Raw genomic sequence first — 25,896 nt, 5'->3', positions numbered from 1 at the left:
CCATCGACCGCACCACCTACAGAGCCACCATCAGCATCGCCATGCTTACGAACAGCCCTTGACACCCACAGCCCCGCCTTAACTGAACGGCGTTGCCCCTAGCCGTCGCCGAAGTCCCGCCCGAGCCGCCCAGTCCACCCACTCCGCCCACCCGTCCGCTCCGCCTGGGATACTCGTGGTGCGTGACATTGCACCAGCGGCTCCCACCGAGCCGTGCGGTGCCGGTCCCACCCCGCACCACACCCCGCATGTGCCGTACGAGGAGACACCCCCATGGCCGCCCCGCGCACCGGTTCGCCGTCCGCCCCTCCCGCCCTGCCCACGCTGGGCGGCAAGAGGAGCAGCTACCGCGAGCGGGTCGCCGACGCCCTGCGAGCCGCCCTCGTGGCGGGCGAGCTGCGCCCCGGCGAGGTCTACTCCGCGCCGACGCTCGCCGCCCGCTTCGGCGTCTCGGCGACCCCGGTGCGTGAGGCCATGCTCGACCTGGTCAAGGAGGGCCTGGTCGACACCGTCCCCAACAAGGGCTTCCGGGTGACCGCCGTCTCCGAGAAACAGCTCGACGAGTACACCCACGTCCGCTCCCTCATCGAGATCCCGACCACGGTCGAGCTGGTGCGGACCGCGGACCGCGTCTCGTTGGAGGCCCTGCGGCCGGCCGCGCGGGAGATCGTCGCCGCCGCGGCCGCCGGAGACCTCATCGCCTATGTCGAGGCCGACACCCGCTTCCACCTCGGCCTGCTCGCCCTAGCCGGCAACGCCCACCTCGTCGAGGTCGTCGGCGACCTGCGCAAGCGCTCCCGCCTCTACGGGCTGACCGCGCTCGTGGAGAGCGGCCGCCTGCTCGCCTCGGCGCAGGAGCACCTCGAACTCCTGGACGCCCTGCTGGACGGGGACGAGGAGGCCGTACGGAAGGTGATGACGCGGCATCTGGGCCATGTCCGCGGCCTGTGGGCGGCGCACGGCGAGGGTGTACGGCACGTCGGCGAAGCGTGAGCCGGTCGGGCGGCGCCCCGTCGGCGGCGGCGCGGGTGCGGGAACGGTCGCCCGAGTGGCACTGTGGGCCTCGCCCCATGTGAGCGGAGGCCGAACACCGTGACCGTCATCGCCTGGATCGTTGAAGGCACCTGGCCCGCCTGTGTCGACGCCACCAGAACCCACGCGCCCGAGGACGCCGACATCGTGCTGCTGCACGTCGCCGACCCCAGCGCACCGGGCGCCGCCCACGGCGCCTACGCCGGACTGCTCGGCCGCGCACACCCCGCACGCGACCCCGGGACCGCGCTGGAGCACCTGGCGACCGCCGCCGGCGAGCAGCTCCTGACCGCCGCCGCGGAGCGGCTGGGACGGCCGTGCACCCGGCGGGAACGCACCGGCCGCGTCGAACGGGAAGTCGTGTCCGCCGCCGAAGGAGCCGATCTGCTCGTCCTCGCCCGCGATGGCGACCGCACCCGCCTCGGACCCCACAGCCTCGGCCCCGCCGGCCGCTTCGTGGTCGACCACGCCCCCTGCCCGGTCCTGCTCGTATGGCCCGAACCCGCACCTGGCACCGCGACCATCCCACCGGCGCCGCCCCACCCACCCCACCACCGATGAGGCGCCCTGCCACGACGGGTGGGTGAGATCCGGGGAACCGACCCGGTGACTCCCCTCGACCTCCCAGGTCTGTCCTGATCGCGTAATTCGTCCCCCCAGGTCCATCCCATCGATGAACGCACCGATCAGGCTGAGAGAAGGTGGAGGTGTCGCGAGCTCCGAGCGTCGGGGGCAGTGGGCTCTGAGACCGACCACCAGGGAGTCTTCCCCGAGGGCGCGATGGCCGTCCGGCTGATTCGAGCGTCTCCCAGGAGTACACGGCGTCTTCCTGGCTGTTCTTTCGACGGGCCGCCCGGTCCGCTCGTTTTCCAAGAGGTGATCACTGTGCCAGTCATGGGTGTGACCAAGTTCGAGCGGTTCTTCCGGGCAGCGGCCGACCTGACCGTCGACAAGAACGATGTCAAGCGTTACAACGACTTCATCGACCAGAAGATCTATGACATGTTCCTGGTCGGCCAGGCGAAGGCGAAGGCCAACGGCCGCGACATCATCGAGCCGCAGGACCTGCCCATCACCAAAGGACTGCAAGAGAGCATCCACGTGTTCAAGAGCCTCGACGAAGAGATCGAGCTCAAACCCCTGCTGGAGCTGATGATCGCTCGTCCCGCTCTGGAAGCGTCCATCGCCGAGGAGACCAAGGACAAGCTGCCGGCCGTCGCAGGCGGCCTGAGCGTGGCGATGGCGCGTTCCTTCAGGATCGTCGACCCGGAACGCCGGAACCCCATGACCCCTGAATGGGAAAAGGTCATCAGCCTGTTCGACCTGTTGCTCTGACCGTGCGGAATCCCGGGACGGCGAGCCCCATGGTCAGGACACCCGTCGGCATCCGCGTGCTCGACCTGGTCAGGAAGCGGCGCGATCCCGTGATCCTCCAGTCGCTGCGTCCCACGGTGGCCGCCGTGCTGGCGTATGTGGTCGCGCTGCGCTTCTCGACTGACCGGCCTCCGCTGCTCGCCCCACTGACCGCGGTGCTCGTCGTCCAGGTCTCCGTCTACGCCACCCTGGTCACCAGCATCAAACGCATCGTCATCGTGATCGTCGGACTGCTGCTCGCTGTCTTTTTCACCAACCTTGCCGGCTTGACCTGGTGGAGCCTGGGGGTTTTGGTCTTTGCCTCGCTCACCGTCGGCCACCTGCTTCACCTGGGGTACCTGGTGCCGGAGGTAGCGGTCAGCGCCATGCTCGTGCTCGGTGTCATCCACCCGGCCACCAACGCCCTCAACCACCTGACGGAGGCACTGATCGGCACTGGGGCCGGCGTCCTGCTGAACCTGGTGATTCCGCCGCCGGCATACGTTCAGCCGGCAGGCGACGCCGTTCAGGATCTGGCCACCAGAATGGCAGGCCTGCTGCGCGAGGTGGCCCGTCAGGTGAAATCCGGGGCCGGCCGGGATCGGACGGAAGCCTGGCTGCGCTCGGCCCACCGTCTTGACCGGGAGATCATCCGGGTGGAACGCGAGCTCGTGAGAGCGGAGGAGAGCGTGCGGTTCAACCCGCGGGCCCGGCCAGTACGCCACGCCGGGCGGGTACTGCGCAGTGGCCTGGACAGCCTGGAGCGCTGTTCGGTCAGCCTGCGCACCCTGTTGCGCTCGCTCAGCGACCTCGGCCGTGAACGGCAACCGCACGAGCCTCTCTACAGCCCGGAGATGGCAGCACTGCTGTATCGGCTGCTGAACCACCTCGCCGACGCCGTGGAACGCTTCGGCAAGGTCACCGCAGCGGTGGCGGTCGCCGAGGCCGAGCGGGCCGAAGCCGACCTCGCCCAGTCTTTGTCGGAGGCACGTGAGGTCCGCGAACGCGCCTCCGCGCAGCTGCGCACGCAGGACCCGTCCAACTGGGAGCTCAACGGAACGGTGCTGGCCAACGCGGCTCACATCATCGAGGAGTTGGACAGCTCGCTGGAGTCGGCATTGCGTCTGGACGCGTTCGGCACCACTACGCGAACCCCTTGATCGAGCAGGACACTGGGAGGGAAGGGACCGGATACCGCCCCCGACACGAGGAGCGATCATGCAGGATCGTCTGTTCCGCGACCGCAGGGACGCCGGTCAGGTCCTGGCCGGACTCCTTGACCACCACCGGGGCGCCCCGGGGCTGATCGTCCTTGGACTTCCGCGCGGTGGAGTGCCGGTGGCCTACGAAGTCGCCATGGGGCTCGACGCACCGCTCGACGTCTTCCTCGTCCGCAAGCTGGGGGTGCCCGGTCACGAGGAGATGGCGATGGGGGCCATCGCCGACGGCGGTGTGCTCGTCGTCAACGACGACGTCATCCGCGGCTTGGGCATCCTGCCGGCGACCGTGCGCGCCACCGCCGAACGGGAGGGCCGTGAGCTGCTCCGCCGCGAGCAGGCCTATCGCGAGGGCCGGCCCCCGCCTGAGCTGGCGGGCCGCACGGTGATCCTGGTGGACGACGGCCTGGCGACCGGCGCGAGCATGCGGGCCGCCCTTCATGCCCTGCGCCGCCACCGGCCGGGCCGCGTGGTGGTCGCCGTCCCGGCGGCCCCGGAGGCGACCTGCCAGGAGCTGTCCGACATCGTCGACGAGGTGGTGTGCGCCACCACCCCGACGCCGTTCTTCGCGGTCGGCGCCTCGTACTGGGACTTCGCCCAGACCACCGACGAGGAGGTGCGCAACCTGCTGCGCGCCGCGTCGCGCGGTGCGGCCGCGACGGGCGGGCGGCCGGACGGAGACGTGGCGGCGATTCGCGCCGAGGCCGTGCCGACCGAGGACGGGGCGCCGCTGGACGAGCTGCTGTTCGACCTCGTCGGCGACGCCCGGTACGTGCTGATCGGCGAGGCGTCGCACGGCACCCACGAGTTCTACCAGGCCCGCGCCCACATGACCCGGCGGCTGATCGAGGACAAGGGCTTCTGCGCGGTGGCCGCCGAGGCGGACTGGCCCGACGCGTACCGCGTCACCCGGTACGTGCGCGGCGAAAGCGACGACGCGACCGCCGAGGAGGCCCTGCGCGGCTTCCAGCGCTTCCCGAGCTGGATGTGGCGGAACACCGCCGTGCTGGACTTCGTCGGCTGGCTGCGGCAGCACAACGAGCGGTACGAGGGCGACGAGCCGTCCATGGCCGGGTTCTACGGGCTCGACCTCTACAGCCTCTACCGGTCCGTGGAGGAGGTCATCGCCTACCTCGAGCGCGTGGACCCCCAGGCGGCGGCCCGGGCGCGGGAGCGCTACTCCTGCTTCGACCACTACCAGGGCGGCGAGGACGACGCGCAGTCCTGGGGCTTCGAGGCGGCCTTCGGCGCGGGCGAGACCTGCGAGCGCGAGGTGATCGAACAATTGGTCGATCTACAGCGGCATGCCGGCGAGTACGCGGACCGCGACGGGCCGCTCGCCGAGGACGAGCTGTTCCACGCCCAGCGCAACGCGCAACTGGTGGCGAACGCCGCGGAGTACTACCGCACGATGTTCGGCAGCCAGGTCTCCTCCTGGAACCTGCGCGACCGGCACATGGCGGAGACCCTGGACGCGCTGGTCGAACACCTGAGCCGACGGCGCGGAAGCCCGGCGAAGGTCGTGGTGTGGGCGCACAACTCCCATATCGGTGACGCGCTGGCCACCGAGGCCGCGTCCCGGGGCGAGTTCAACATCGGACGGCTGGTGCGCGGGACCCACCCGCGTAACTGCCGGCTGTTCGGCTTCACGACCTACACCGGCACGGTGACGGCCGCGGACGACTGGGGCGGGCCGGCCGACCGCAAGCGGGTACGGCCGGGGCTCGCCGACAGCGTCGAGGAGCTGTTCCACGAGGTCGGGGAGAAGGAGTTCCTGCTCGCCTTCGACCGCGCGCCCCGCACGGCCGCAGCACTGCGCGCGGCGCGGCTGGAGCGGGCCATCGGCGTGATCTACCGTCCGCGCACCGAGCGGCAAAGCCATTACTTCCGCGCCCGGGTGGCGGACCAGTTCGACGCCGTGATCCACATCGACGAGACCCGGGCGCTGGAACCGCTGGAGCGGACGGCCAGGTGGACGGAGGGGGAGGCACCCGAGACCTATCCGGTCGGGGTATGACCCGGCCGCAACGGGAGGAGGCCCCATGAGCGCGGTGATGGAAAGCGTACGGGTGCCCGCCGCCGGCGTCGTGCTCGAGGCGGACGTGACGGTGCCGGACGACCCGAAGGGCGCCGTGCTGTTCGCGCACGGTAGCGGCAGCAGCCGCCACAGTCCGCGCAACCGCTACGTAGCCGGTGAACTGCAGACCGTGGGTTTCGCGACCGTGCTGGCCGACCTGCTCACCGTGCGGGAGGAACAGCTGGACGCCATAACCGGCGAGTTCCGTTTCGACATCGGGATCCTCTCGGCGCGGGTGGTGGAACTCGCCGACTGGCTCCGGGAGTACGAGCCCGTCATGGATGCCGGCATCGGCCTCTTCGGTGCCAGCACGGGCGCGGCGGCCGCGCTGGTCGCGGCATCGGTGCGTCCGGACGCGGTCCGCGCGGTCGTCAGCCGGGGCGGCCGGCCGGATCTCGCGGGGAAGTCCCTGGAGACGGTGCGCCAGCCGACCCTGCTGATCGTCGGGTCCCTGGACGAGGAGGTGATCGAACTGAACCGCGAGGCGATGCGGCGGATCCCCGGTGAGACGCGTCTGGAGCTGGTACCGGGGGCCACGCATCTGTTCGAGGAGCCGGGAGCCCTGGAGCGGGTGGCGCGCCTGGCACGGGAGTGGTTCCAGCGCCATCTCCCGGCGTGAGCACAACCCACTCGGCCGAGGAGGAGCCATATGTACCCGCAGAAGAGCAGAAGACCGGCGCGTGTACCGGCCCACACCAACGAGGACGGCGACGGCGTCGTCGTCGGGGACGGGCCGGTCGCACTCGACGCGTACATCGACTTCCAGTGCCCGTACTGCCGGATGTTCGCCGAGGCGTCCGGCCCGGTGGTGGACCGCCTGGTGGCCGACGGCCGGATCACCGTCACGTACCATCCGGTGGCCATCCTCGACGACTTGTCCACCACCCGGTACTCCAGCCGCGCCGCGGCGGCCTCGGGCTGCGCGGCCGATGACGGCATGTTCGTCGACTACCACTACGCCCTCTTCGCCGACCAGCCGCCGGAGGGCGGCGCCGGGCTGAGCGACGACGAACTGGTCGCCCTCGGCGCGGCGGCCGGGCTGGGCGGCGCATTCGCGTCCTGCGTGCGCGGCGGCGTCCACCGCGACTGGCCGCCGTACGTGACCGCGCGGGCCGTCGAACGCGGCCTGCGGGGCACGCCCACGGTACTGGTCGAGGGCGCCGTCGTACCGCCGTACCCGGGACCGGTGGTGACGGCGGTGGAGACCGCGCTGCGCCACCCGGTCTGACGAGAGAGGAGCCCCCATGGCGGTGACACTGAACCAGCGAGGATACAACCACGCGAAGAAGCTGGTGCAGGACGGGCAGGTGGTCCGGGACGACCGGGACGCCTGGAGCGAGCACCGGCCCTCGGCGGCACAGGAGAACGCCTACATCGAGGAGCACGGGATCGACGCGTACGCCAGATGGCACCTGGCCGTCGACGACAAGCACGGGGAGGAGACGAAGTCCCGCTACAAGTTCCCCTACGGGGACCTGGAGCGGGTGCACCGCTGCGCGGTGCTCTCCGCCGAAGTGCGCGCCGCCCAGAACGACTACGCCGACATCGAGGTGGCCGCCGCTCATCTGCACGGGCTGCTGAACGGCTCAGCGCAGGACTGAGCCCGCCCGTACGGGGTGGTCACCCCTGCCCGCCAAGCATGATCTTCCACACCCGTGTCGCCACCTGGAGGTTGAGCCGAGTGTCCACGTCGGCGAGATCACGGCCGCCGATCTCGCGGATGCGCTGGAGCCGGTAGCGCAGGGTGCTGCGGTGGACGGCCAACGCGGCGGCGGTCTCATCGTAGTTACCGCCGCAGTCGAAGTACTGCGCGAGCGTCGCCACCATGTCCGCGCCGTGTCGTGCGTCGTAGTCGATGAGCCGGCCCAGCCACTCCCGCACGAATCCTTCGAGTTCCCGGTAATCGCTGCCGGGCCCCAGGATCCGGTACAAGCCCAGATCGTCGAAGAATGTCGTCCCCATCCGTTCGCGCGAGTGCTGCCGCACCTCCAGCGCCCGCAGCGCCTCCTGGTAGCGGCGAGGAATGCTGCGCGGGGAGTCGCAGCGCGGACTCACCCCGATCGCCCCGCAGGGTGTGCCGAGCTCTCGCGTCAGTGCCGCATGCAGAGCATCGCCGTTCGGATGGACCTCCGTCAGCAGCACGACCCGATCGTCGCGGCGGGTCACCAGCGGTCGCAGACCCGCCGTGATCGCCGCTCGTTCGACAACCCGTGTGAAGGAGTCGTCGGCGGCCCCGCTTCGCCAGCTCACCACCACGACGTAGTGCGCCCGGTGCAGGTCGTGGCCGACGGCCGCGGACCGGGCGTAGGCGCTCGCCTCGTCGGTGCACTCCAGCAGGTCGTCGAGGAGCTGTCGCCGCAGCCGCAGCTCTACCTCGACCAGGTCGCGCTGATGCGTCAGCTCCGAGGCGAGCGACCGCACTGCGTGGTCCAGCACGAATGCGGTGCGCTCGTCCGCCGTCTCGTCAGGGTCCACGACGGAAAGCACACCGAGGACCTCCCCGTGGGGCCGAGCCAGGACCACCAGGCGGTCCCCGACCCGGACCGGCCCCGTCCCACGAGCGACCTGCTGCAGCATTTCCTCCTGGCGCTCAGGGGTCGGCCTCGGATAGGGGTGTGGCCGACCCGGGCCGGTCCAGGACCGCAGGTTCCCGAACCGGTCCTCGACCAGCGCCGGCAGACCGGTGAGCTCGTGCAGGGCACGGGTGAGAGCGTCCTCGTCCCCGCCCAGCGCCGCGACATGGGCGAGCGCCTCGTACACGAATCGCTGGTGGTGCAGCTCGGATCGCAGGGAGTGCACCTCCCGCAGCACGGCGGCCCGCTCGTCCCGCGACCGACTCAGCTCCTGGGCGTCGTCGTGCTGCCGGCGCCGCGCGGCCGCCAGGAACAGGGCCGCCGAGGTCAGCCGTACCAGCGTGGTGATCAACAGGCAGTCCCGCCGGCCGGGCCGCAGCCGGGACGACAGCACCAGGTAGCCGAGCAGGCCATCGGCTTCCCGCAGAGCGAACGCCCAGCCCCAGCGCCGCTCGGGGAAGGCCACGGGTCCATCGGTCTCGGCCAGCTCGCTTACCGACCGGTCGACTGTGTCGTCGGCCCGCTCATTGTGCGACGGCGCCCGGACGAGTTTGTCACCGGCCATGAGGTAGCCGGCCTCGGCCCGGAACGGGCCGAGGGAACTGACGTGGGCCATGGCCAGGCACAGGATCTGCTTGCCGTCCGTGCAGCCGAACAGCTGGTGGGACAGCGCCAGCAACCCGTGCGGGTCCAGGTCCCGGGGCAGCCGGTCGCATCCGTTCGGGTCGAGGTCCCGGGGCAGCCGGTCGCATCCGTGCTGCTCGTCTTCCCGGTGGGGAGCGCCGCCGACGTAACGGCTCTCCTCTGGGCTGGAGAGGCGATGGAACAGTCCATGCGCGGAACGGTCGGCCATGAGTCCACTCCGTTCGCACCGGCGTCGGAGAACCAGCTGGGCCACCCCTTGAGTACCCCGCTGCGGGGAGCCCATCCCGCCGGCTCGCGGCCGCGGCCTTGTCCTCCCGGATCGACCGGGCCCCTCACTTTTCACGCCACCGGGCGCAGGCGCGGCGCCCGGACCAGCGGCCACTCTGGGTTTGTGGAACCGCTCGGCGGACCGGGGGCAGGACCGTACGTGCTGTACGGGCCGTACGGGCTGCTCTTCGGAGCGGTCGTCGGCGCGCGCCTGGTTCGGCCTGCGGCTTCCTGCAGCGCAGGGCGGTCGCCGAAACTTTGCCTCGGTGCGGTCCATGCAACCAGGAAGGTACGACGTCGTCCAGGAAGGTACGACGTCGTCGCGGACGAGGACGCCCCGCAGGAGGCGGCCCGGCTGCACCGCTCAGAACCGTCGGGGCGCGCACGCGGAGAGCGGGGCTTTGCGCATCGGGCGGCCACACAGCGGTCCCGTCCCCACCTGAATGAGCGCGGAACAGCCCTCGGAGGACGAACGGTCACCGACGAACGTCGGCCCGCCCTGTGAAAGGAGTCTCCTCATGGCCAAGGCAGTGGGAATCGACCTGGGCACCACGAACTCGGTGATCGCCGTGTGGGAGGGGGGCGAGCCGACGGTGGTGCCGAACAGCGAGGGCAACCGCACGACACCGTCCGTGGTGGCCTTCACCGACACCGGCGAGCGCCTGGTGGGCCAGCTGGCCCGGCGCCAGGCGATCCTCAACCCCAAGGGCACCATCTACTCGGCCAAGCGGTTCATCGGCCGGCGCTTCGACGAGATATCCGAAGAGGCCAAGGCCGTCGCGTACGACGTCGTCGAAGGGGAAGGCGGAGCCGCCCGCTTCAAGGTGCGCGACAAGTTGTACTCGCCCGAGGAGATCAGCGCCCTCGTGCTGCGCAAGCTCGCCGACGACGCCTCCAAGCAGCTGGGCGAGCGCGTCACGGAGGCCGTGATCACCGTACCCGCCTACTTCAACGACGCTCAGCGCACCGCCACCCGCGACGCGGGCCGGATCGCCGGCCTGGAGGTGCTGCGGATCATCAACGAGCCGACCGCGGCCGCCCTCGCGTACGGCATGGACAAGAAGAACCACGAGACGGTGCTGGTCTTCGATCTCGGCGGCGGCACCTTCGACGTGAGCATCCTCGACGTCGGCGACGGCGTGGTCGAGGTACGGTCCACGGCGGGAGACAGCCATCTCGGCGGCGACGACTTCGACCGCCGACTGGTCGACTACCTCGCGGATGACTTCCAGAAGGAGAACGGCATCGACCTGCGCAAGGACCCGCAGGCGTTGCAGCGCCTGTTCGAGGCGGCGGAGAAGGCGAAGACCGAGCTCAGCTCTGTGACGCAGACGCAGGTGAGCCTGCCGTTCATCACCGCCGACGCCTCCGGGCCCAAGCACCTGACCACGACGATCATGCGCTCCACCTTCGAGCAGATCACCGCTGACCTGGTGGAACGCTGTCTCGGCCCGGTCAAGCAGGCCATGGAGGACGCCAAGGTAAGCGAGAACGACATCGACGAGGTCATCCTCGTCGGCGGCTCCACTCGTATCCCCGCCGTCCAGGCGCTGGTGCGCCGACTCACCGGCGGCAAGGACCCGAACATGACCGTCAACCCGGACGAGGTCGTGGCGTTGGGCGCCGCGATCCAGGCCGGGGTCCTCAAGGGCGAGGTCAAGGACGTCCTGCTGCTCGACGTCACGCCGCTGTCCCTCGGCGTGGAAACCGCCGGTGGCGTGATGACGAAGATCATCGAGCGGAACACCACCATCCCGGTCCGCCGTACCGAGACCTTCACCACGGCCGCCGACAACCAGCCGGCCGTCGACATCGTCGTCCTCCAGGGCGAGCGCGAGCTCGCGGCCGACAACCGGGTCCTCGGCCGCTTCCAGCTCACCGACATCCGCCCGGCGCCCCGCGGCGAGCCTCAGATCGAGGTCACCTTCGACATCGACGCCAACGGCATCCTCCACGTCACCGCACGCGACAAGGACACCGGCAAGGAGCAGGGCATCACCATCAGCGAGAGCTCCAACCTCGATCGCAGCGAGGTCGAGCGCATGGTGCAGGAGGCCGAACGCCACCGGGGCGAGGACCAGGCGCTCCGCGAGGCAATCGATGCGCGCAACGAGCTGGACGCGATTGCCTACCAGGTCGAAAAGCGACTGGGCGAGCTGGGCGATGCCGCGCCCGCGCACGAGAAGGCCCGCGCAGAGATGCTGGTGGCCGAGGCCCGCGATGCGGTGAAGAACGAGGCCGGCGTGGACAAGGTCCGGCCGCTGATCTCCGAGCTGCAGCAGGTCTTCGCAGGCCTCGCGGCCCACCAGGCGGGCGCCACGACCGGTGGCCCGACGGACGCCGGGGAGCCGGGCGGTGCGCCCACGGGCGGCGGCGGGGACGACGTCGTCGATGCCGAATTCGACAAGGGCTGAGGTACCCGCCATGCCTGTCCGTCCCGAGGACCGAGTCCCCGAACCGCCGCCGGAAGGCGCCGTCCAGCCGCCGTCCGGTCACCTCCCCGAGCCCGGCCCGCCGACGGAGGAGGCCGCACCCGGGCCGGACGCGGCGACCGGCCCGGCCGCGCGGGAAGACGAGTACGCGGAAGCGCTCAACGACGTCGAGGACCGCTGGCGTCGCGCTCTGGCCGATCTCGACAACCTGCGCAAGCGCCACGTCAGGGAGCTGGAGCGGGAGCGGTCGGCCGAACGCGCCCGCACGGCTGCGGCCTTCCTGCCCGTCATCGACAACCTCGAACTCGCCCTGAGCCACGCGGGCGCCGATCCCGGCGCTATCGTGGAGGGCGTCCGGGCTGTCCGTGACCAGGCCGTGAACATCCTGGAAGGCCTGGGCTATCCGCGCCACGCCGAGACGGGAGTGAGCTTCGACCCCGCCCGGCACGAGGTCGTCGGCGTGGTCCAGGATCCGGACGCCGAACCCAACACCGTGGTGCAAGTGCTGCGCCCCGGTTACGGCGAAGGCGAACGGCAGTTGAGGCCGGCCGCCGTCACCGTCGCCAAGCGGGAGTGACCGCCGATGGCACGCGACTTCTACGAGGTGCTCGGAGTCCCGCGGAACGCCGACCGGGACGAGATCCAGCGGGCCTACCGCTCCCTGGCCCGCAAGTACCACCCCGACGTCAACAAGGACCCCGCGGCGGAGGATCGGTTCAAGGAGATCAACGAGGCCTTCAGCGTGCTGTCGGATCCCGAACAGCGGGCGCGTTACGACCGCTTCGGGGAGGACTTCCGCAAGGTTCCCGAGGACTGGGAGGAACGGGTTGCAGCCGGTGCGGGAGCCGGCGGCGGCTTCCGCTGGTCCACCGGGGACGGCGGCCCCCGGGGGCGGTACACCACCGCCGGCTTCGGCGGGGAGGGCGTCGACTTCGAGGACCTGTTCGGGTCGTTCTTCGGCGGCGCCGGGCGGATGCGCGTGCCCGGGGCGGACCAGGAGGCCGAGCTGCCGCTCTCCGTGGAGGAGGCCTACCGCGGCGGCCGCCGCACCGTCACCCTCGCCGGGCCCTCCGGGCAGCGGAGCTACGAGGTCGATGTGCCGCCCGGCGTCACGGACGGGCAGCGTATCCGGCTGGCGGGCGAGGGCGGCCGCGGCAGCGGCGACGCCCCCGCCGGGGACCTGTACCTGCGGGTGCGGATCCTGCCGCACCCGGTGTTCCGCGTCGACGGCCGGGACGTGCACGTGCAGCTTCCGGTCACCCCCTGGGAGGCGGCGCTGGGTGCGACCGTGCCCGTACCCACCCCGAGCGGCGCCACAGCGAAGGTGACCGTGCCTGCCGGGTCCTCCAGCGGGCGTCGGCTGCGACTGCGCGGTGAGGGCATGCCGGGCCCGCGGGGCAACAACGGAGACCTCTACGCAGAGCTCCGCATCGTGGTGCCGCCCCGGCTCAGTGACCAGGAACGACGGCTGTTCGAGGAACTCGCCGCCGTCTCCTCGTTCGACCCCAGGAGGACATGATGAGCGACCGACCGGCCCACACGCGACGGGCACCCGCGTGGACGGCACCGGCAGCGGCACGCGTCCAGTACGCGATCGTGCCGGTGCCCAGGCTGTCCCTGGACACCGTCGCACGCCGCTCCGGCCTCCATCCCGACCTCGTCCGCCGTTTCGTGGCCCTCGGACTGGTGGACGCCGAACGCGACGCCGCGGGGCGACTTGTGTTCGCTCCCACGGCACCGGCCGCCCTCGCCCGCGTCCAGCGGCTGCGCACCGGGCTGTGCCTCAACTACGCATCCATCGGCCTGGTGCTCGACCTGCTCGACCGCATCAGCCTGCTCGAAGCCGCGCTGCGCCGCGCCGGCACAAGGAGTGATCCGCCACCATGGACATGAACCGCCTGACCCAGAAGTCCCAGGAAGCACTCCAGGAAGCCCAGACCACCGCCATCCGCATGGGCCAGACCGAGGTCGACGGAGAACATCTGCTGCTCGCCCTCCTCGACCAGGAGGAGGGCCTGATCGCACGGCTGCTGCAACAGGCGGGCACCGGGCCCGAGGAGCTGCGTACCGCCGTACGGGAGGAGCTCTCCCGCCGGCCCCGGGTCACCGGACCCGGCGCGGCGCCCGGCCAGGTCTTCGTCACCCAGCGCCTGTCCCGGCTGCTGGACGCGGCCGAACGGGAGGCCAAACGCCTCAAGGACGAGTACGTGTCCGTGGAGCACCTGCTGCTCGCCCTGGCCGAGGAGGGCTCGGCGACCGCCGCCGGTCGCCTGCTCAAGGAGCACGGCGTGACCCGGGAGTCCTTCCTGAGCGCGCTCACCCAGGTCCGCGGCCATCAACGCGTCACCTCCGCCAATCCCGAGGTGGCCTACGAGGCGCTGGAGAAGTACGGCCGCGACCTGGTCCTCGAGGCCCGCTCCGGGCGGCTGGACCCGGTCATCGGCCGGGACGCCGAGATCCGCCGGGTCACCCAGATCCTCAGCCGCAAGACCAAGAACAACCCCGTCCTCATCGGCGACCCCGGCGTCGGCAAGACCGCCATCGTCGAGGGACTGGCCCAGCGCATCGTGCGCGGTGACGTACCCGAGGGCCTGCGCGACAAGACGGTGTTCGCCCTCGACATGGGCTCGCTGGTGGCCGGGGCCAAGTACCGCGGCGAGTTCGAGGAACGCCTCAAGGCCGTCCTCAGCGAGGTCAAGGCCGCCCAGGGCAGGATCCTGCTCTTCGTCGACGAACTGCACACGGTCGTCGGCGCGGGCGCCGCCGAAGGCGCCATGGACGCCGGCAACATGCTCAAGCCCATGCTCGCGCGTGGCGAACTGCACATGATCGGGGCGACCACCCTCGACGAGTACCGGCAGCACATCGAGAAGGACGCCGCCCTCGAACGCCGCTTCCAGCAGGTCCTGGTCGACGAGCCGAGCGTGGAGGACACCATCTCCATCCTGCGCGGACTGCGCGAACGCCTTGAGGTCTTCCACGGCGTGAAGATCCAGGACACCGCGCTGGTCGCCGCGGCGACCCTCTCCCACCGCTACATCACCGACCGCTTCCTGCCCGACAAGGCCATCGACCTCGTCGACGAGGCATGCGCCCGGCTGCGCACCGAGATCGACTCCATGCCCGCCGAACTCGACGAGATCACCCGCCGAGTGACCCGCCTGGAGATCGAGGAGGCGGCCCTGTCCAAGGAGACCGATCCCGCCAGCAAGGCCCGCTTGGAGGAACTGCGAAAGGAACTGGCCGACCTGCGCGCCGAGGCCGACGCCAAACACGCCCAGTGGGAGGCCGAACGCCAGGCCATCCGCCGGGTGCAGGAACTGCGCCAGGAACTGGAGCAGGTCCGCCACGAGGCGGAGGAGGCCGAGCGGAACTACGACCTGAACCGCGCCGCCGAGCTCCGCTACGGCCGCCTACAGGAACTGGAGCGCCGACTGGCCGCCGAAGAGGAGCAACTGGCCGCCAAGCAGGGCCAGAACCGGCTGCTGCGGGAGGTCGTCACCGAGGAGGAGATCGCCGAGATCGTCGCCGCGTGGACCGGCATCCCCGTCGCCCGCCTCCAGGAAGGCGAGCGGGAGAAGCTGCTGCGCCTGGACGAGATCCTGCGCGAACGGGTCATCGGCCAGGACGAGGCGGTCAAACTGGTCGCCGACGCCATCATCCGCGCCCGCTCCGGAATCCGCGACCCGCGCCGGCCGATCGGCTCGTTCATCTTCCTCGGCCCCACCGGCGTCGGGAAGACCGAGCTCGCCAAGACCCTCGCGGCCGCCCTCTTCGACTCCGAGGAGAACATGATCCGCCTCGACATGAGCGAGTACCAGGAGCGGCACACCGTCAGCCGACTGGTCGGCGCGCCGCCCGGTTACGTCGGCTACGAGGAGGGAGGCCAGCTCACCGAGGCCGTGCGCCGCAAGCCCTACTCGGTCGTGCTGTTCGACGAGATCGAGAAGGCGCACACCGATGTCTTCAACACGCTGCTGCAGGTCCTCGACGACGGACGGATCACCGACGCCCAGGGCCGTACGGTCGACTTCCGCAACACCGTGATCATCATGACGTCCAACATCGGGTCGCAGTACCTCCTGGACGGCGTGACCGCCGAGGGGGAGATCAAGCCGGATGCCCGGGGACTGGTGATGGGCGAGCTGCGCAGTCACTTCCGGCCCGAGTTCCTCAACCGTGTGGACGACATCGTGCTGTTCAAGCCGCTCGGCGAGGCCCAGATCGAGCGGATCGTGGAGCTGCAGTTCGACGAGCTGCGCACGCGGCTGGCCGAACGCCGCATCACCGTGGAACTGACCGGTGCCGCAAGGGAATTCATCGCCCATCAGGGCTACGACCCGGTCTACGGGGCACGCCCGCTGCGCCGCTACATCTCCCACGAGGTCGAAACCCTCGTCGGACGAGCCCTGCTGCGTGGCGACGTCCAGGACGGCGCCACCATCCGGGTCGACGCCCGGGATGGCGAACTGGTCGTCACGTACGACCAGCCCGCGGACGTGGAAGAGGCGAGGGCCGCATGAGCACCGCGCGAGCGACGACCGTCACCTGCCCTCACTGCGGGCGCGCCAATCGCGTGCCCGTGGCCGCCGAGGGCCGCCCGAGGTGCGGCCACTGCAAGCAGCCCCTGCCCTGGGTGGTCGACACGGGGGACAACGACTTCACGGACGTGGTCGAGAAGGCCTCCGTGCCCGTCGTGGTCGACCTCTGGGCCACCTGGTGCGGACCCTGCCGGATGGTCAGCCCCGCCCTGGAGCAGGTCGCCACCGAGCTCGCCGGACGGATCAAGCTGGCCAAGGTCGACATCGACAAAAACCCACAGCTGGCACGGAGATTCGAGGTCCAGGCCGTGCCGACGCTGCTGGTCCTCGACCACGGGGAGACCGTCGCCCGGCAGGCGGGGGCCGCACCCGCCCCCGTCCTGCGCCAGTGGGTCGAGCAGTCGATCGCGGGCCGCGAGCCGGCCCGGAAAGGATGATGCCCGATGACCCTGCGCGCCGACCCCCACCTCGCCTTCGTACGGCCCGTCCAGCCGCATACCCTCGAGGGCTGCGAGGAGTGCCTGCGCCTCGGCTCCCCCTGGGTCCACCTGAGACTCTGCCTGACCTGCGGGCACGTGGGCTGCTGCGACTCCTCCCCCAACCGCCACGCACGCGGCCACGCCGCCGAGGACGGCCACCCGATCGCGGCGTCGATGGAGCCCGGCGAGGACTGGCGGTGGTGCTTCGTCCACGAGGCGTTCGTCTGATGTCCGGCGACGAGACACGGCCGCAAGGCACATCGGCCCCGGACGATGCGGGAGAGGCCGTCCCCTTCGAGAGCCCGGACGTCTACGGCGCCTACCCCCGCCTGTCGGACGACCAGATGGCCCGCCTGGCCGAGCGCGGCAGACGGCGTGCGGTGGAATCCGGTGACGTGCTGATCCGGGAAGGCGAACGCTGCGAGACGTTCTACGTCGTCCTCACCGGCTCCGTCGCCATCGTCGAGGACTACGGCACGCCCGACGAACACCTGCTGCGCGTGCACGGCCCCGGCCGCTTCATCGGCGAACTCGGTCTCCTGCACGGACAGGTGGCCTTCTACACGGCTGTGGTCAGGGACCCCGGAGAAGTCCTCGTCCTGTCCATGGACCAGCTGCGCGACCTGGTGACCCGGGACTCCACTCTCGGCGATCTGGTGCTGCGTGCCTGTCTGGGCCGCCGGGCCCTGCTCGTCGGGCAAGGCGCCGGATTCCGCATCATCGGCTCGCGCTACTCGGCCGACACCCGGCGGCTGCGCGAGTTCGCCGCCCGCAACCGGCTGCCGCACCGCTGGATCGACCTGGAGACGGACGAGGAGGCCGAGGCGCTGCTGCGCCGTTTCGGCATCGGACCGGAGGAGACACCCCTGGTCATCTGGCGGGACACCACCCTGCTGCGCAACCCCAGCAACGCCGAACTCGCCCGGCTCATCGGCCTGCCGCCGCTGCCCGCCCAAAAGGGCTTCGGCGACATCCTCATCGTCGGCTCCGGCCCCGCCGGCCTCGCCGCCGCGGTGAACGCCGCCTCCGAAGGCCTGAGCACGACCGTGGTCGAAGCGATCGCCACCGGCGGCCAGGCCGGGACGTCCTCGCGCATCGACAACTGCTTCGGCTTCCCCTCGGGCATCTCCGGCGCCGAACTCACCGAGCGCGGAGTGCTCCAGGCGGGCAAGTTCGGAGCCCGGATCACCGTACCGGCGGAAGCGACCCGGCTCGAGCCTCATGACGGCCACTACACGGTGGCGTTCGCCGACGGCACCGAGATCACTGCCCGCACCGTGCTGCTGGCCACCGGGGCCCGCTACCGCCGCCTCCATGCACCTGGCATCGAACGACTGGAGGGTACGAGCGTCCATTACTCGGCGACCGTCTATGAAGCGCAGCAGTGCCGCACCGACCCCGTGGCGGTGGTCGGCGGCGGCAACTCCGCGGGCCAGGCCGTACTGTTCCTCGCCGGTTACGCACCACAGGTGTACCTGCTCGTGCGCGGGCCCGATCTCGCCATCCACATGTCCCGCTACCTGATCGACCAGATCGAACGCCACCCACGAGTGCGGGTGCTGCTGCACACCGAGGTCACCCGGGCGATCGGCGACCAGGTGCTGGAGGCGGTCGAGGTGGTCGACCGCCGCTCGGGTGAGCACGACCGTATCGCGGTCCGCGCCCTGTTCGTCTTCACCGGGGCGGACCCGAACACCGAGTGGCTGTCCGGCACGCTCGCCCTGGACGCGCGGGGTTTCCTGCTCACCGGGTCCGAGGCCCAGACCTCCTCGGTCTCCGAACTGTGGCAGAGCCAGGGCCGCAACTGCCTGACCCTGGAGACCAGTCTGCCCGGTGTCTTCGCGGCCGGTGACGTCCGCAGCGGCTCGGTCAAACGGGTGGCCTCCGCGGTCGGCGAGGGCGCGATGGCCATCCACTTCGTCCACCGGTACCTCAGCCGCACGGCCCACCCCGGCAGCACGGACACCTCGACACGAACCCGCCCCAAGGAGTCCGCATGGCTCGCCTGACAAGGGCGGCCGATCAGATCACCCAAAGGAGAAGGAGGCGATGGGCATGACCACGCCCGTCCGGCGTCACGGCGGTGGCGCGATACAGGGCAGGCCCCTCGGCTGGGCACGCAACCCTCTGACCGAGTTCGACCAACTGCTCGGCGAGATGAGCGGCCTGCTCGAATCCACGGTCGGCAGCGCAGCGCCCGCCGTCGCGTGGGTCCCCCTCGCGGACGTCACGGAATCCGACGACGCCTTCCACATCGAGATCGAACTCCCCGGCGTCAAGAGCAAGGACGTCAACGTCGAGGCCAACGGCCAGGAACTGGTGGTCACCGGAGAGATCAAGGAAAAGGAACGCAAGGGCGTCCTGCGTCGCAGCACCCGTCGCACCGGATCCTTCGAATACCGGCTCCAGCTGCCCGGAGATCGACACGGACAAGATCACAGCCGACATGAAGGACGGCATCCTCGCGATCACCGTCCCCAAAGCCGAGGTCGCGAAACCACGCCGCATCGAGATCAGCGAGGCGAGCGGAAGCGGCCAGAGCAGCGGCTGAAGGACGACCCCCGGCGGTGCCGGACATCGATCCGGCACCGCCGCGTCCGTGAGCGAAAGGCCCAGGAAATGGTTGAGACAGGTTTCTCCTCGTTCGACACCATGGTGGACAAGGCCAATCGGCTCCTCAGGGATGTCGAGGAGGCCTTCGGGTGGCCCAAGGAACGGCGCAAGCAGTCGTACGCCGCACTACGTGCCGTGCTGCACCCCCTCAGGGACCGCCTGCCGGTCGAGACGGCCGTGCAGTTCGGCGCCCAGATGCCGACCATCGTCAGGGGCATGTATTACGACGGCTGGAGGCCGGCCGAGGTCCCTGTGAAGATGAGCAACGACGAATTCTTCGACCGGGTCCGGAGCGAGTTCCCCTACGCGGTCGAGGGCGGCAGCGAGCACCTGGTGCGCACGGTTCTGAGCTCTCTGGCACGCCATGTGAGCGAGGGCGAATGGAAGCACCTCAGATCCCGGGTCCCGGACTCGCTCGCTGCCCTCCTGCCATGATCCGGGCGCGCGGGAGCTGCCTCCGGCGTCATACCCCTCTCCTGGCCGGACTCCTGCACCACATCGGCGTCGGACGAAGCCACACCGGAACCCACGTCAACCCGCCTGGCCCAGCAAACGGCGATGACCCCGAACCCAGTCGTGGGTACGGGGTCATGCCGCTGTCCTGAGACATCGCACCGTCGGGACGACAGGTGCATGCGGGGGCATGACGTGCGCCACCGAGCACACCGTGTGGTCCCCAACCGGTCCCCAGGCCAATCCGTTAGACGTCATCCGCTCATCGATCGCGGGGCAGGTCTGATCGGCTCGCGACTGCGGGAGCAGCTCGGCTTGCGGCCCACGCACCCCGCCTCCCCCCGCACGCACAACTCCCCCTCCCCAGCCCCGTGATGAATGTCCCGGACTCGGTGGTGGCGGGCGGACGAACCTGCGAAGATCGCTCGATGTCGGCCGCGACGCTGTCCGCGCGAGCGTGCGGACGGCGGGAGCCGGCCGGGCGGGAACGACGACGGGGGCCGGGGGGTTTTGTGCTGCGGACGATGCTCACGATCGGTCTTCCGATCGACGACGACGGTCAGGAGGGACCGCCGTCGCTGGAACACCAGGAACTCGACCCGCTCGCCGAAGCCCCGCGCCGCGCCGCGGACGTCGCGAAGGCGCTGGCACGTTTCGGCTACCGGCCTCCCTCCGCCGGCGGCGACGCGCCTTCGTCCGCCGAGGCGGGGGACGGCGACCCGTCCGGCCGGATCCGGGCCGCGATCACCATGCCGGACGGCGACACCGCTGTACTCGTCGTGCACCTGGTGGCGCACGGCCGGATCGCCGCCTCCGGCGAGCGCACGCTGCACGCGGTGGGCCGGGACGGGCGCAACCTCGACGATCCCGTCGTCGCCTGGATCAGCCTGATCGAGTCGCACCCGGACAAGGTCCGGCCCCTCACGTTGTTCATCCTCGACCTGTGCCACTCCGGTGTCGCCGCCGAACTCCCCTGGCACCACCAGATGCGCACCCTGGAGCGACGAGCCTGGGTGATCGCCGCCTCCGGGGCGAGGGACAGGGCCTTCGGTTACCGGCTCAGCCGCGCCACCACGGCGGTGCTGAACGAGTACCGCGACGGCCTGCTCCGTGCGGACCCCTCGCGCCGTTACATCCCGCTGCCGACGGTCGTGCGCGAGATCAAGCGCAAGGTGGCGCGGCTCAACGCGGAGGAGGGCCTGTCCCAGGAGCTCGCCGGAAGCCACATCCCATTCTTCGACACGCTCGACCACCTGCCTTTCTTTCCCAACCCCGAGTACCGTGCCGGGGCCGGCCTCTCCGCCGAGCTGGACGAGGACCTGGTGCCGCTGGCCGACGAGGCGCTCGACCCGCTGCACTTCATGAAGCGGGGCGCCGGCGCCGAAGCCCTGGATCGAGGGCTCGCCCAGGGCTACTTCCGGGGCCGCGGCAAGGAGGCCGCCGAACTCACCGAGTGGTTCGACGGCGCGGGCCCACGGTTCGGCGTCGTCACCGGCAAGCCTGGCGTGGGCAAGTCGGCCCTGCTGGGCGTGATGGTCTGCGCCGCCCATCCCGCGCTCCGCACGGGCACCCAGCACCTGTGGCTGCCCCTGCCGCGCCGCCCTGCGGTCAACAGCCGGCTCGCCGTCGTGCACACGCGCCGCCGCAACCTGGAGGAGATAGCCGACTCCCTTGCCCGTCAGCTCGGGGCCCGCCCCGACGACAGGCCGACCGGCGGATGGGACGCGGAAGGGCTCGCGCGGCTCGCCGGTACGGACCCGAAGGAACCCGCCACGCTCGTGCTCGACGCCCTGGACGAGGCCGAACGCCCGGCGGACGTGGTCCGGGCGCTGCTCGTGCCCCTCGCCCAGGAGGCCACGCGCGGCAACGGCGTGCGCCTTCTGATCGGCACCCGGCCCGAGCCGCCGTTCGGCGTGCTGCTGGACATCGCCATGCGGGACGGGCTGCTGATCGACCTCAACACGGCCGACCGGGACGACCTGCGCACGGGTCTGGAGGCGTACGTCCGGGACCTGCTGGCCAGCGGCGGCGGCCCCTACGAACGCAAGGAGAACGCGGCCGCCGCCCGGGAACTCGCGGCAGGCATCGCCGCCCGGCTCGTCGGATCCCCGGGAGAGGCCAGCCTGGCCGATGAACATCCCCTGGAGTGGGGCGAGTTCCTCGTCGCCGGTCTCTATCTGCGGCATCTCCTGACCCTGCCGGTCGAGAGCGACCCGGCCCGGGCACGGCAACTGGGGCTCGCCACGCCCCGGGAACTCACCGAGCTGCTCCACCTGGACCTGGCAGGCCCGGGTGACCGGCCCTGGATGGGCCCGGTGCTGGCGGCCCTGGCCCACGCGGAGGGGCTGGGCATGCCGGAGCGCGTCCTCGCGCACGCCGCCGTCGCCTTCGCCCCGCAGAACGTCGCGGTCGGCCCACAGGCCGCCGGAAGCGAGCCGCTCAGGCCCGCGCTCGTCCGCGAGGCCCTGGACCAGGCCCGTTTCTACCTGCGGCGCGATGTCGACGTCGACGGCACCACGCTGTACCGGCTCTTCCACGAGAGCCTGGCCGAACGCCTGCGCGCCGATCCGCAAGGCCTGGGCAGGGGGGACGGGGCGTGAACGCGCCGATCCGGTCGCCGTACGCCGAAGCGGTCTACGCCCGTCTGCTGGACTCGGTACCCGATGCCGGGGAGGGCCGGCGTCTCTGGCAGGTCGCCGACCCCTATCTGCTGCGGCACGCCGCCCAGCACGCCGTACGGGCGAGCCGGGCGGACGACCTGCTGCTGGACGCGGACTTCCTCGTCGAGGCGGACCCGGAGGCGGTCTCCGAGATACTGAGCAGCGCCGGCGCGCGGGACGCCCGGGTCGCCGCGATGGTCTACCGGGCCTCCTACAGCGCCCACCGGCGCCTCCAGCCGTACCAGCGGCGGCAGATCCTGGCCCTGGACGCGGCACGTTTCCAGGCGTTCGAACTCGGCCGCGAGCTGGCCCGCGGCAGCGACTGGGAACACCGGTGGGCCACCGGCCAGCAGGCCGCGACATCCCTGACCGCCACGCTGGAGGGTCACACGCACGAGGTCTCCGGCGTGGCGCTGACGGCGCTCGACGGACAGCCGGTCGCGGTGACCTCCAGCTACGGCGGCAGAGTGCGGGTGTGGGACCTGGCAACCGGACTCACCACCCACACCCTCGAAGGGCACACCAGCTCCGTGACCGCGGTGTCGGTGACGGCCGCCGACGGCCGGCCGGTCGCCGTCACCTCGAGCTGGGACGGCACCGCTCGTGTGTGGGACCTGGCCACCGGCCGCACCATCTCCGTCCAGCGCGTCCTGGCCGGTCCGCTGACGGGTGTGGCCACCACCTCCGTGGAAGGCCGGCCGATCGCGGTGATCACTGCGTACAAGGGCACGGTCCACGTCTGGGACCTGGCCGCCGACCTGCTCGCGGAGAGCCACCCGCGGACCTTCCCGCCCGCCCACACAGCCCCGGTGACCTCGGTGGCCGCCGGCGTGCTCCAGGGCTGGCCCGTGGCAGTGACCACCAGCTACGACGGCACGGCCCGCGTCTGGGACTTCGACACCGGACCGCACGGGCCGGGCCTCACCCTGACCGGCCACACGCACTGGGTCCTCGGAGCGGCCCTGACCGTGATGGACGGCCGGCCGGTGGCGATCACCGCCGGCCGGGACCGCACGGCACGCGTCTGGGACCTGATCAACGGCCGTCAGGAGACGGTCCTCGTCGGGCACACCGACTGGGTGACGGGCGCGGCCGCCGCGGTCCTCGACGGCCGTCCCGTCGCCGTCACCTCCAGCAGGGACGGGACGGCCCGGGTGTGGGACCTGGCAACGGGCCGTACCGCCGCCACCACGACGGTGGACCGCAGTTCGCAGTGGCTGTCCGGCGTGGCCATGGCCGACCCGGCGGGCTGGCCCGTCGTCGTCACCGCCGGCGAGCGCGGGACCGTCCAGGTCTGGGACCTGTCCGCGCGCGGCACCGTGGTCGGGCTGCCGGGCCACACGAACGCGGTTACCGACGCGGCCACCGCCTCGGCCGACGGCCGTACGCTCGCGGTCACCGGCAGCCGCGACCACACGGCACGCGTGTGGGACGTGACCGCCGGAACCACCAGAACGGTGCTGGAAGGGCACCAGGGGCCGATCACCGGCGTGGCCATGGCCGTCGTGGCCGGGCGTCCTGTCGCCCTCACGGGCAGCGCCGACCGGACCGCGCGTGTGTGGGACGCGGTCAGCGGCCGGACAACGGCGGTGTTCACCCTCCACACCGAAGGGGTAACAGGGGTCGGCCTGGCAGTCCTGCACGAGCGGCCGTTCGCCGTCACAGCCGCCGCGGACGGCACGGTCCGGGTGTGGGACGTGGCCGTCAGGCGCGCCGTCCGTGTCATCTCCCAGGAGGTCCAGGCAATGGACGTCGTGGTCGTCGGTGACCGGCTCGCCGCCGTCTTCGCGGCCGCGTCGGGGGCCGACTGGCATCCCGACCTGGGCGACGATCGGGCCACGACGGTCCCCCTGGACCGCGACGCGCCGGCCGTCACCGCCGTCGCGGCCACCACCCTCGGCGGCCTGCCCGTCGCGGTCACCGGGAACAGTGAGGGCGCCGTACGCGTCTGGGACCTGAGCGACCCCCGTGAGGCCACGGTGCTCGAGGGGCACACCGACGGCGTGACGGACATCGCCGCCCTAGTGCGCGGCGACACCACGTGGGCGATCACCACCGGCTACGACTGCACGGCCCGGGTGTGGGATCTCGCGAACGGCCGGTGCCTGACCACTCTCGCCCTGCCCGACGTCCCGCACAGCGTCGGCGTCGGCCCTGAAGGACACATCGTGCTCGGCATGGGGCACGAGGTGATCGCCCTGACTCTCACCCCCTCGGCGTGGAGGCCCTCGTGACAACGACCCCGGTCCGTATCGTCGGCGTGCACGGCGTCGGACATCTCGACCGGCGTCGCGCCCCGGACGCCGTGCGCGCCGCGTGCGCGGCCGACTGGGCGTCGCATCTGGCGTCCAGCCTCAAGGTGCCGGTCTCGTCGTTCGACTGGGACTTCGCCTACTACGCGCCGCTGCTCCGCACCGGCCCCGTGCCCCAGGGGGACGGCGACCCCGAGGACCTGGACGACCCGCTCGCCCGGGAGCTGATGGCCCAGTGGCTGGACGCCCTGGACGCCCCGCGACCGGTCAGCCAGGGCGCGCTCACGCTGCCCCTGCGCCACGCTGCGGCCTGGGTGGCGGAACACTTCAGCCTGGACGGCCGGCTCACCCGGCTGTTCATCCGGGTCTTCTTCCGCGAGGTGGCCACCTATCTGCGGCATGACAACGACCCCGCCCGGACCGCCGCCCGCGAGGAGGTGGCCGCACGAATCGCCCGGCACCGGCCCCGGATCGTCATCGCGCACTCCCTCGGTTCCGTCGTCGCCTACGAGGCGCTGCACGCACATCCCGAACTGGACGTCGAGTTGCTGCTGACCGTCGGCTCTCCGCTGGCGATGCCCCGCGCCGTGTTCGACCGGCTGCTGCCCCGCCCCGAGTACGGCCCGGAGGGCCGCCGCGGCGAGCGGCCCGCGTGCGTGCGCCGGTGGGTGAACATCGCGGACCCCGGCGACCCCGTGGCCATCCCTCCGGGGCTCGGCCGCGCGTTCCAGGGAATCGGCCTCGACCTGACGGACACCGTGCACGCGGGCTACGGATTCCACCACGCGAGGAACTACCTGTCCTGCGCAGCCACGGCGGCGGTCACGGGTCCGTACGCCGGCCTGTGACGCGGACAGAGACCGCCCAGTCCTGCTTCGGCCCCCGGACGGAGCGGCACCTGCGTGCTTCAGAGGGGGCAGCCGCAGGACTCGCGGTGTGCGAAGGCGGAGCTGACGTTGACCTTGTGGTGGGACAGGATGGGACGCCGCACACGACCAGCGTCATCTTCGGCAACGGTCTGAGGTTCGTTGCTCGGCGATGAAGTACCCGATGCCCGCGTTGCCGCCGGTGACCAGGAAGACGGCTCCGTCGGCCCTCGGCAGCCGGTGGACGTCCCAGTGCGGCACGGGCGACGCGGGAGATACGGACGGCATGACGGTGGACTCCCTCGCGTGGGCGACTGTGCGGTCGGGCCGCCCGCGGGGGCCGGCTCCTCACCCACGGTGGCAGCGGGCGCCGACACATCGCCTACGGATCACCGACAGCCCCCGGCTACGGCCGGCGCAGGTTCGGGAAAGGTCC

Annotated in this window: 21 protein-coding genes and 2 pseudogenes; 21 read left to right on the top strand and 2 right to left on the bottom strand. The window is 71.3% G+C overall.

Going from position 1 to position 25,896, the window contains the following annotated elements; translation table 11 throughout:
* Positions 1-273: 273 nt before the first annotated feature.
* The 8 genes from ABZ823_RS19265 to ABZ823_RS19230 all read left to right on the top strand — a co-directional run bounded on the left by ABZ823_RS19265 (position 274) and on the right by ABZ823_RS19230 (position 7,280).
* Entirely contained in the window at positions 274-993 is a 720-nt protein-coding gene (locus ABZ823_RS19265; protein ID WP_361661301.1) for a GntR family transcriptional regulator, read from the top strand.
* 99 nt (positions 994-1,092) lie between these two features.
* Positions 1,093-1,593, top strand: a complete 501-nt coding sequence (locus tag ABZ823_RS19260) for a universal stress protein (protein ID WP_361661298.1) — start codon at positions 1,093-1,095, stop codon at positions 1,591-1,593.
* A gap of 333 nt (positions 1,594-1,926) precedes the next feature.
* Positions 1,927-2,367 carry a DUF1931 family protein gene (locus ABZ823_RS19255; RefSeq protein ID WP_361661295.1) on the top strand — a complete coding sequence of 147 codons (441 nt, stop codon included), beginning with the start codon at positions 1,927-1,929 and terminating at the stop codon, positions 2,365-2,367.
* A gap of 56 nt (positions 2,368-2,423) precedes the next feature.
* Complete coding sequence (locus ABZ823_RS19250) at positions 2,424-3,545, top strand: aromatic acid exporter family protein (RefSeq protein ID WP_361661292.1); 1,122 nt, start codon at positions 2,424-2,426, stop codon at positions 3,543-3,545.
* A gap of 58 nt (positions 3,546-3,603) precedes the next feature.
* Positions 3,604-5,619 (top strand): erythromycin esterase family protein, encoded by a 2,016-nt coding sequence (locus tag ABZ823_RS19245; protein ID WP_361661289.1) that lies wholly within the window; start codon positions 3,604-3,606, stop codon positions 5,617-5,619.
* A gap of 25 nt (positions 5,620-5,644) precedes the next feature.
* Positions 5,645-6,298, top strand: coding sequence for a dienelactone hydrolase family protein (locus ABZ823_RS19240; protein WP_361661286.1), 654 nt, complete (start codon positions 5,645-5,647; stop codon positions 6,296-6,298).
* A 30-nt stretch (positions 6,299-6,328) separates the two neighbouring features.
* The gene (locus tag ABZ823_RS19235; RefSeq protein WP_361661283.1) at positions 6,329-6,907 is read left to right on the top strand and encodes a thioredoxin domain-containing protein; all 579 of its coding nucleotides are present in this window, start codon (positions 6,329-6,331) and stop codon (positions 6,905-6,907) included.
* A 16-nt stretch (positions 6,908-6,923) separates the two neighbouring features.
* A complete protein-coding gene (locus tag ABZ823_RS19230) occupies positions 6,924-7,280 on the top strand; it encodes a hypothetical protein (RefSeq protein ID WP_361661280.1) in 357 nt (118 codons plus the stop codon).
* A 19-nt stretch (positions 7,281-7,299) separates the two neighbouring features.
* Here the strand turns inward: ABZ823_RS19230 and ABZ823_RS19225 are convergent, their stop codons facing one another.
* Positions 7,300-9,105, bottom strand: coding sequence for a helix-turn-helix domain-containing protein (locus tag ABZ823_RS19225; protein ID WP_361661278.1), 1,806 nt, complete (start codon positions 9,103-9,105; stop codon positions 7,300-7,302).
* 577 nt (positions 9,106-9,682) lie between these two features.
* Here ABZ823_RS19225 and dnaK point away from each other — a divergent pair.
* The 13 genes and pseudogenes from dnaK (at position 9,683) to ABZ823_RS19160 (ending at position 25,442) form a co-directional block, all read left to right on the top strand.
* Positions 9,683-11,578, top strand: coding sequence for a molecular chaperone DnaK (dnaK, locus tag ABZ823_RS19220; protein WP_361661275.1), 1,896 nt, complete (start codon positions 9,683-9,685; stop codon positions 11,576-11,578).
* 10 nt (positions 11,579-11,588) lie between these two features.
* Positions 11,589-12,173: a nucleotide exchange factor GrpE gene (grpE, locus tag ABZ823_RS19215; RefSeq protein ID WP_361661272.1), complete on the top strand. Its 585-nt coding sequence runs from the start codon at positions 11,589-11,591 to the stop codon at positions 12,171-12,173.
* Positions 12,174-12,179: 6 nt separating this feature from the next.
* On the top strand, positions 12,180-13,115 hold the full coding sequence (locus tag ABZ823_RS19210) for a J domain-containing protein (protein WP_361661269.1): 936 nt from the start codon (positions 12,180-12,182) through the stop codon (positions 13,113-13,115).
* On the top strand, positions 13,115-13,489 hold the full coding sequence (locus tag ABZ823_RS19205) for a chaperone modulator CbpM (protein ID WP_361661267.1): 375 nt from the start codon (positions 13,115-13,117) through the stop codon (positions 13,487-13,489). The genes ABZ823_RS19210 and ABZ823_RS19205 overlap by 1 nt, the downstream gene beginning before the upstream one ends.
* The gene (gene clpB / locus ABZ823_RS19200; RefSeq protein WP_361661264.1) at positions 13,480-16,119 is read left to right on the top strand and encodes an ATP-dependent chaperone ClpB; all 2,640 of its coding nucleotides are present in this window, start codon (positions 13,480-13,482) and stop codon (positions 16,117-16,119) included. The genes ABZ823_RS19205 and clpB overlap by 10 nt, the downstream gene beginning before the upstream one ends.
* On the top strand, positions 16,116-16,574 hold the full coding sequence (gene trxA, locus ABZ823_RS19195) for a thioredoxin (RefSeq protein ID WP_361661261.1): 459 nt from the start codon (positions 16,116-16,118) through the stop codon (positions 16,572-16,574). The genes clpB and trxA overlap by 4 nt, the downstream gene beginning before the upstream one ends.
* A gap of 6 nt (positions 16,575-16,580) precedes the next feature.
* The gene (locus ABZ823_RS19190) at positions 16,581-16,844 is read left to right on the top strand and encodes a UBP-type zinc finger domain-containing protein (protein WP_361661258.1); all 264 of its coding nucleotides are present in this window, start codon (positions 16,581-16,583) and stop codon (positions 16,842-16,844) included.
* Positions 16,844-18,625 (top strand): FAD-dependent oxidoreductase, encoded by a 1,782-nt coding sequence (locus tag ABZ823_RS19185; RefSeq protein WP_361661255.1) that lies wholly within the window; start codon positions 16,844-16,846, stop codon positions 18,623-18,625. The genes ABZ823_RS19190 and ABZ823_RS19185 overlap by 1 nt, the downstream gene beginning before the upstream one ends.
* A 46-nt stretch (positions 18,626-18,671) precedes the next feature.
* Positions 18,672-19,167: pseudogene (locus ABZ823_RS19180) on the top strand (Hsp20/alpha crystallin family protein).
* A 68-nt stretch (positions 19,168-19,235) separates the two neighbouring features.
* On the top strand, positions 19,236-19,664 hold the full coding sequence (locus tag ABZ823_RS19175; protein ID WP_361661252.1) for a DUF2267 domain-containing protein: 429 nt from the start codon (positions 19,236-19,238) through the stop codon (positions 19,662-19,664).
* 542 nt (positions 19,665-20,206) lie between these two features.
* The gene (locus ABZ823_RS19170) at positions 20,207-22,282 is read left to right on the top strand and encodes an ATP-binding protein (protein WP_361661249.1); all 2,076 of its coding nucleotides are present in this window, start codon (positions 20,207-20,209) and stop codon (positions 22,280-22,282) included.
* Positions 22,279-24,576, top strand: a complete 2,298-nt coding sequence (locus ABZ823_RS19165; RefSeq protein WP_361661246.1) for a WD40 repeat domain-containing protein — start codon at positions 22,279-22,281, stop codon at positions 24,574-24,576. Before ABZ823_RS19170 ends, ABZ823_RS19165 begins: the two co-directional genes overlap by 4 nt.
* Positions 24,573-25,442: a serine peptidase gene (locus ABZ823_RS19160; protein ID WP_361661243.1), complete on the top strand. Its 870-nt coding sequence runs from the start codon at positions 24,573-24,575 to the stop codon at positions 25,440-25,442. Before ABZ823_RS19165 ends, ABZ823_RS19160 begins: the two co-directional genes overlap by 4 nt.
* A gap of 180 nt (positions 25,443-25,622) precedes the next feature.
* On the opposite strand, the pseudogene ABZ823_RS19155 reads toward ABZ823_RS19160, so the two are convergent.
* Positions 25,623-25,748: pseudogene (locus ABZ823_RS19155) on the bottom strand (short-chain dehydrogenase); the annotation flags it as partial.
* Between the last annotated feature and the right edge of the window lie 148 nt (positions 25,749-25,896).

Source organism: Streptomyces sp. NPDC047079, from assembly GCF_040643755.1.
In the GTDB taxonomy this organism is placed as follows: domain Bacteria; phylum Actinomycetota; class Actinomycetes; order Streptomycetales; family Streptomycetaceae; genus Streptomyces.
Note: the sequence above shows the minus strand (reverse complement) of the source record. Positions and strands in the feature narration are given on the sequence as shown.

What these genes read in the sequence shown, in the direction of transcription:
- ABZ823_RS19265 (WP_361661301.1), top strand. Translation starts at nt 274, where the DNA reads ATGGCCGCCCCGCGCACCGGTTCGCCGTCCGCCCCTCCCGCCCTGCCC.
- ABZ823_RS19255 (WP_361661295.1), top strand. Translation starts at nt 1,927, where the DNA reads ATGGGTGTGACCAAGTTCGAGCGGTTCTTCCGGGCAGCGGCCGACCTG.
- ABZ823_RS19245 (WP_361661289.1), top strand. Translation starts at nt 3,604, where the DNA reads ATGCAGGATCGTCTGTTCCGCGACCGCAGGGACGCCGGTCAGGTCCTG.
- ABZ823_RS19240 (WP_361661286.1), top strand. Translation starts at nt 5,645, where the DNA reads ATGAGCGCGGTGATGGAAAGCGTACGGGTGCCCGCCGCCGGCGTCGTG.
- ABZ823_RS19235 (WP_361661283.1), top strand. Translation starts at nt 6,329, where the DNA reads ATGTACCCGCAGAAGAGCAGAAGACCGGCGCGTGTACCGGCCCACACC.
- ABZ823_RS19230 (WP_361661280.1), top strand. Translation starts at nt 6,924, where the DNA reads ATGGCGGTGACACTGAACCAGCGAGGATACAACCACGCGAAGAAGCTG.
- ABZ823_RS19225 (WP_361661278.1), bottom strand. Translation starts at nt 9,105, where the DNA reads ATGGCCGACCGTTCCGCGCATGGACTGTTCCATCGCCTCTCCAGCCCA.
- dnaK (WP_361661275.1), top strand. Translation starts at nt 9,683, where the DNA reads ATGGCCAAGGCAGTGGGAATCGACCTGGGCACCACGAACTCGGTGATC.
- grpE (WP_361661272.1), top strand. Translation starts at nt 11,589, where the DNA reads ATGCCTGTCCGTCCCGAGGACCGAGTCCCCGAACCGCCGCCGGAAGGC.
- ABZ823_RS19210 (WP_361661269.1), top strand. Translation starts at nt 12,180, where the DNA reads ATGGCACGCGACTTCTACGAGGTGCTCGGAGTCCCGCGGAACGCCGAC.
- ABZ823_RS19205 (WP_361661267.1), top strand. Translation starts at nt 13,115, where the DNA reads ATGAGCGACCGACCGGCCCACACGCGACGGGCACCCGCGTGGACGGCA.
- clpB (WP_361661264.1), top strand. Translation starts at nt 13,480, where the DNA reads ATGGACATGAACCGCCTGACCCAGAAGTCCCAGGAAGCACTCCAGGAA.
- trxA (WP_361661261.1), top strand. Translation starts at nt 16,116, where the DNA reads ATGAGCACCGCGCGAGCGACGACCGTCACCTGCCCTCACTGCGGGCGC.
- ABZ823_RS19190 (WP_361661258.1), top strand. Translation starts at nt 16,581, where the DNA reads ATGACCCTGCGCGCCGACCCCCACCTCGCCTTCGTACGGCCCGTCCAG.
- ABZ823_RS19185 (WP_361661255.1), top strand. Translation starts at nt 16,844, where the DNA reads ATGTCCGGCGACGAGACACGGCCGCAAGGCACATCGGCCCCGGACGAT.
- ABZ823_RS19175 (WP_361661252.1), top strand. Translation starts at nt 19,236, where the DNA reads ATGGTTGAGACAGGTTTCTCCTCGTTCGACACCATGGTGGACAAGGCC.
- ABZ823_RS19170 (WP_361661249.1), top strand. Translation starts at nt 20,207, where the DNA reads ATGCTCACGATCGGTCTTCCGATCGACGACGACGGTCAGGAGGGACCG.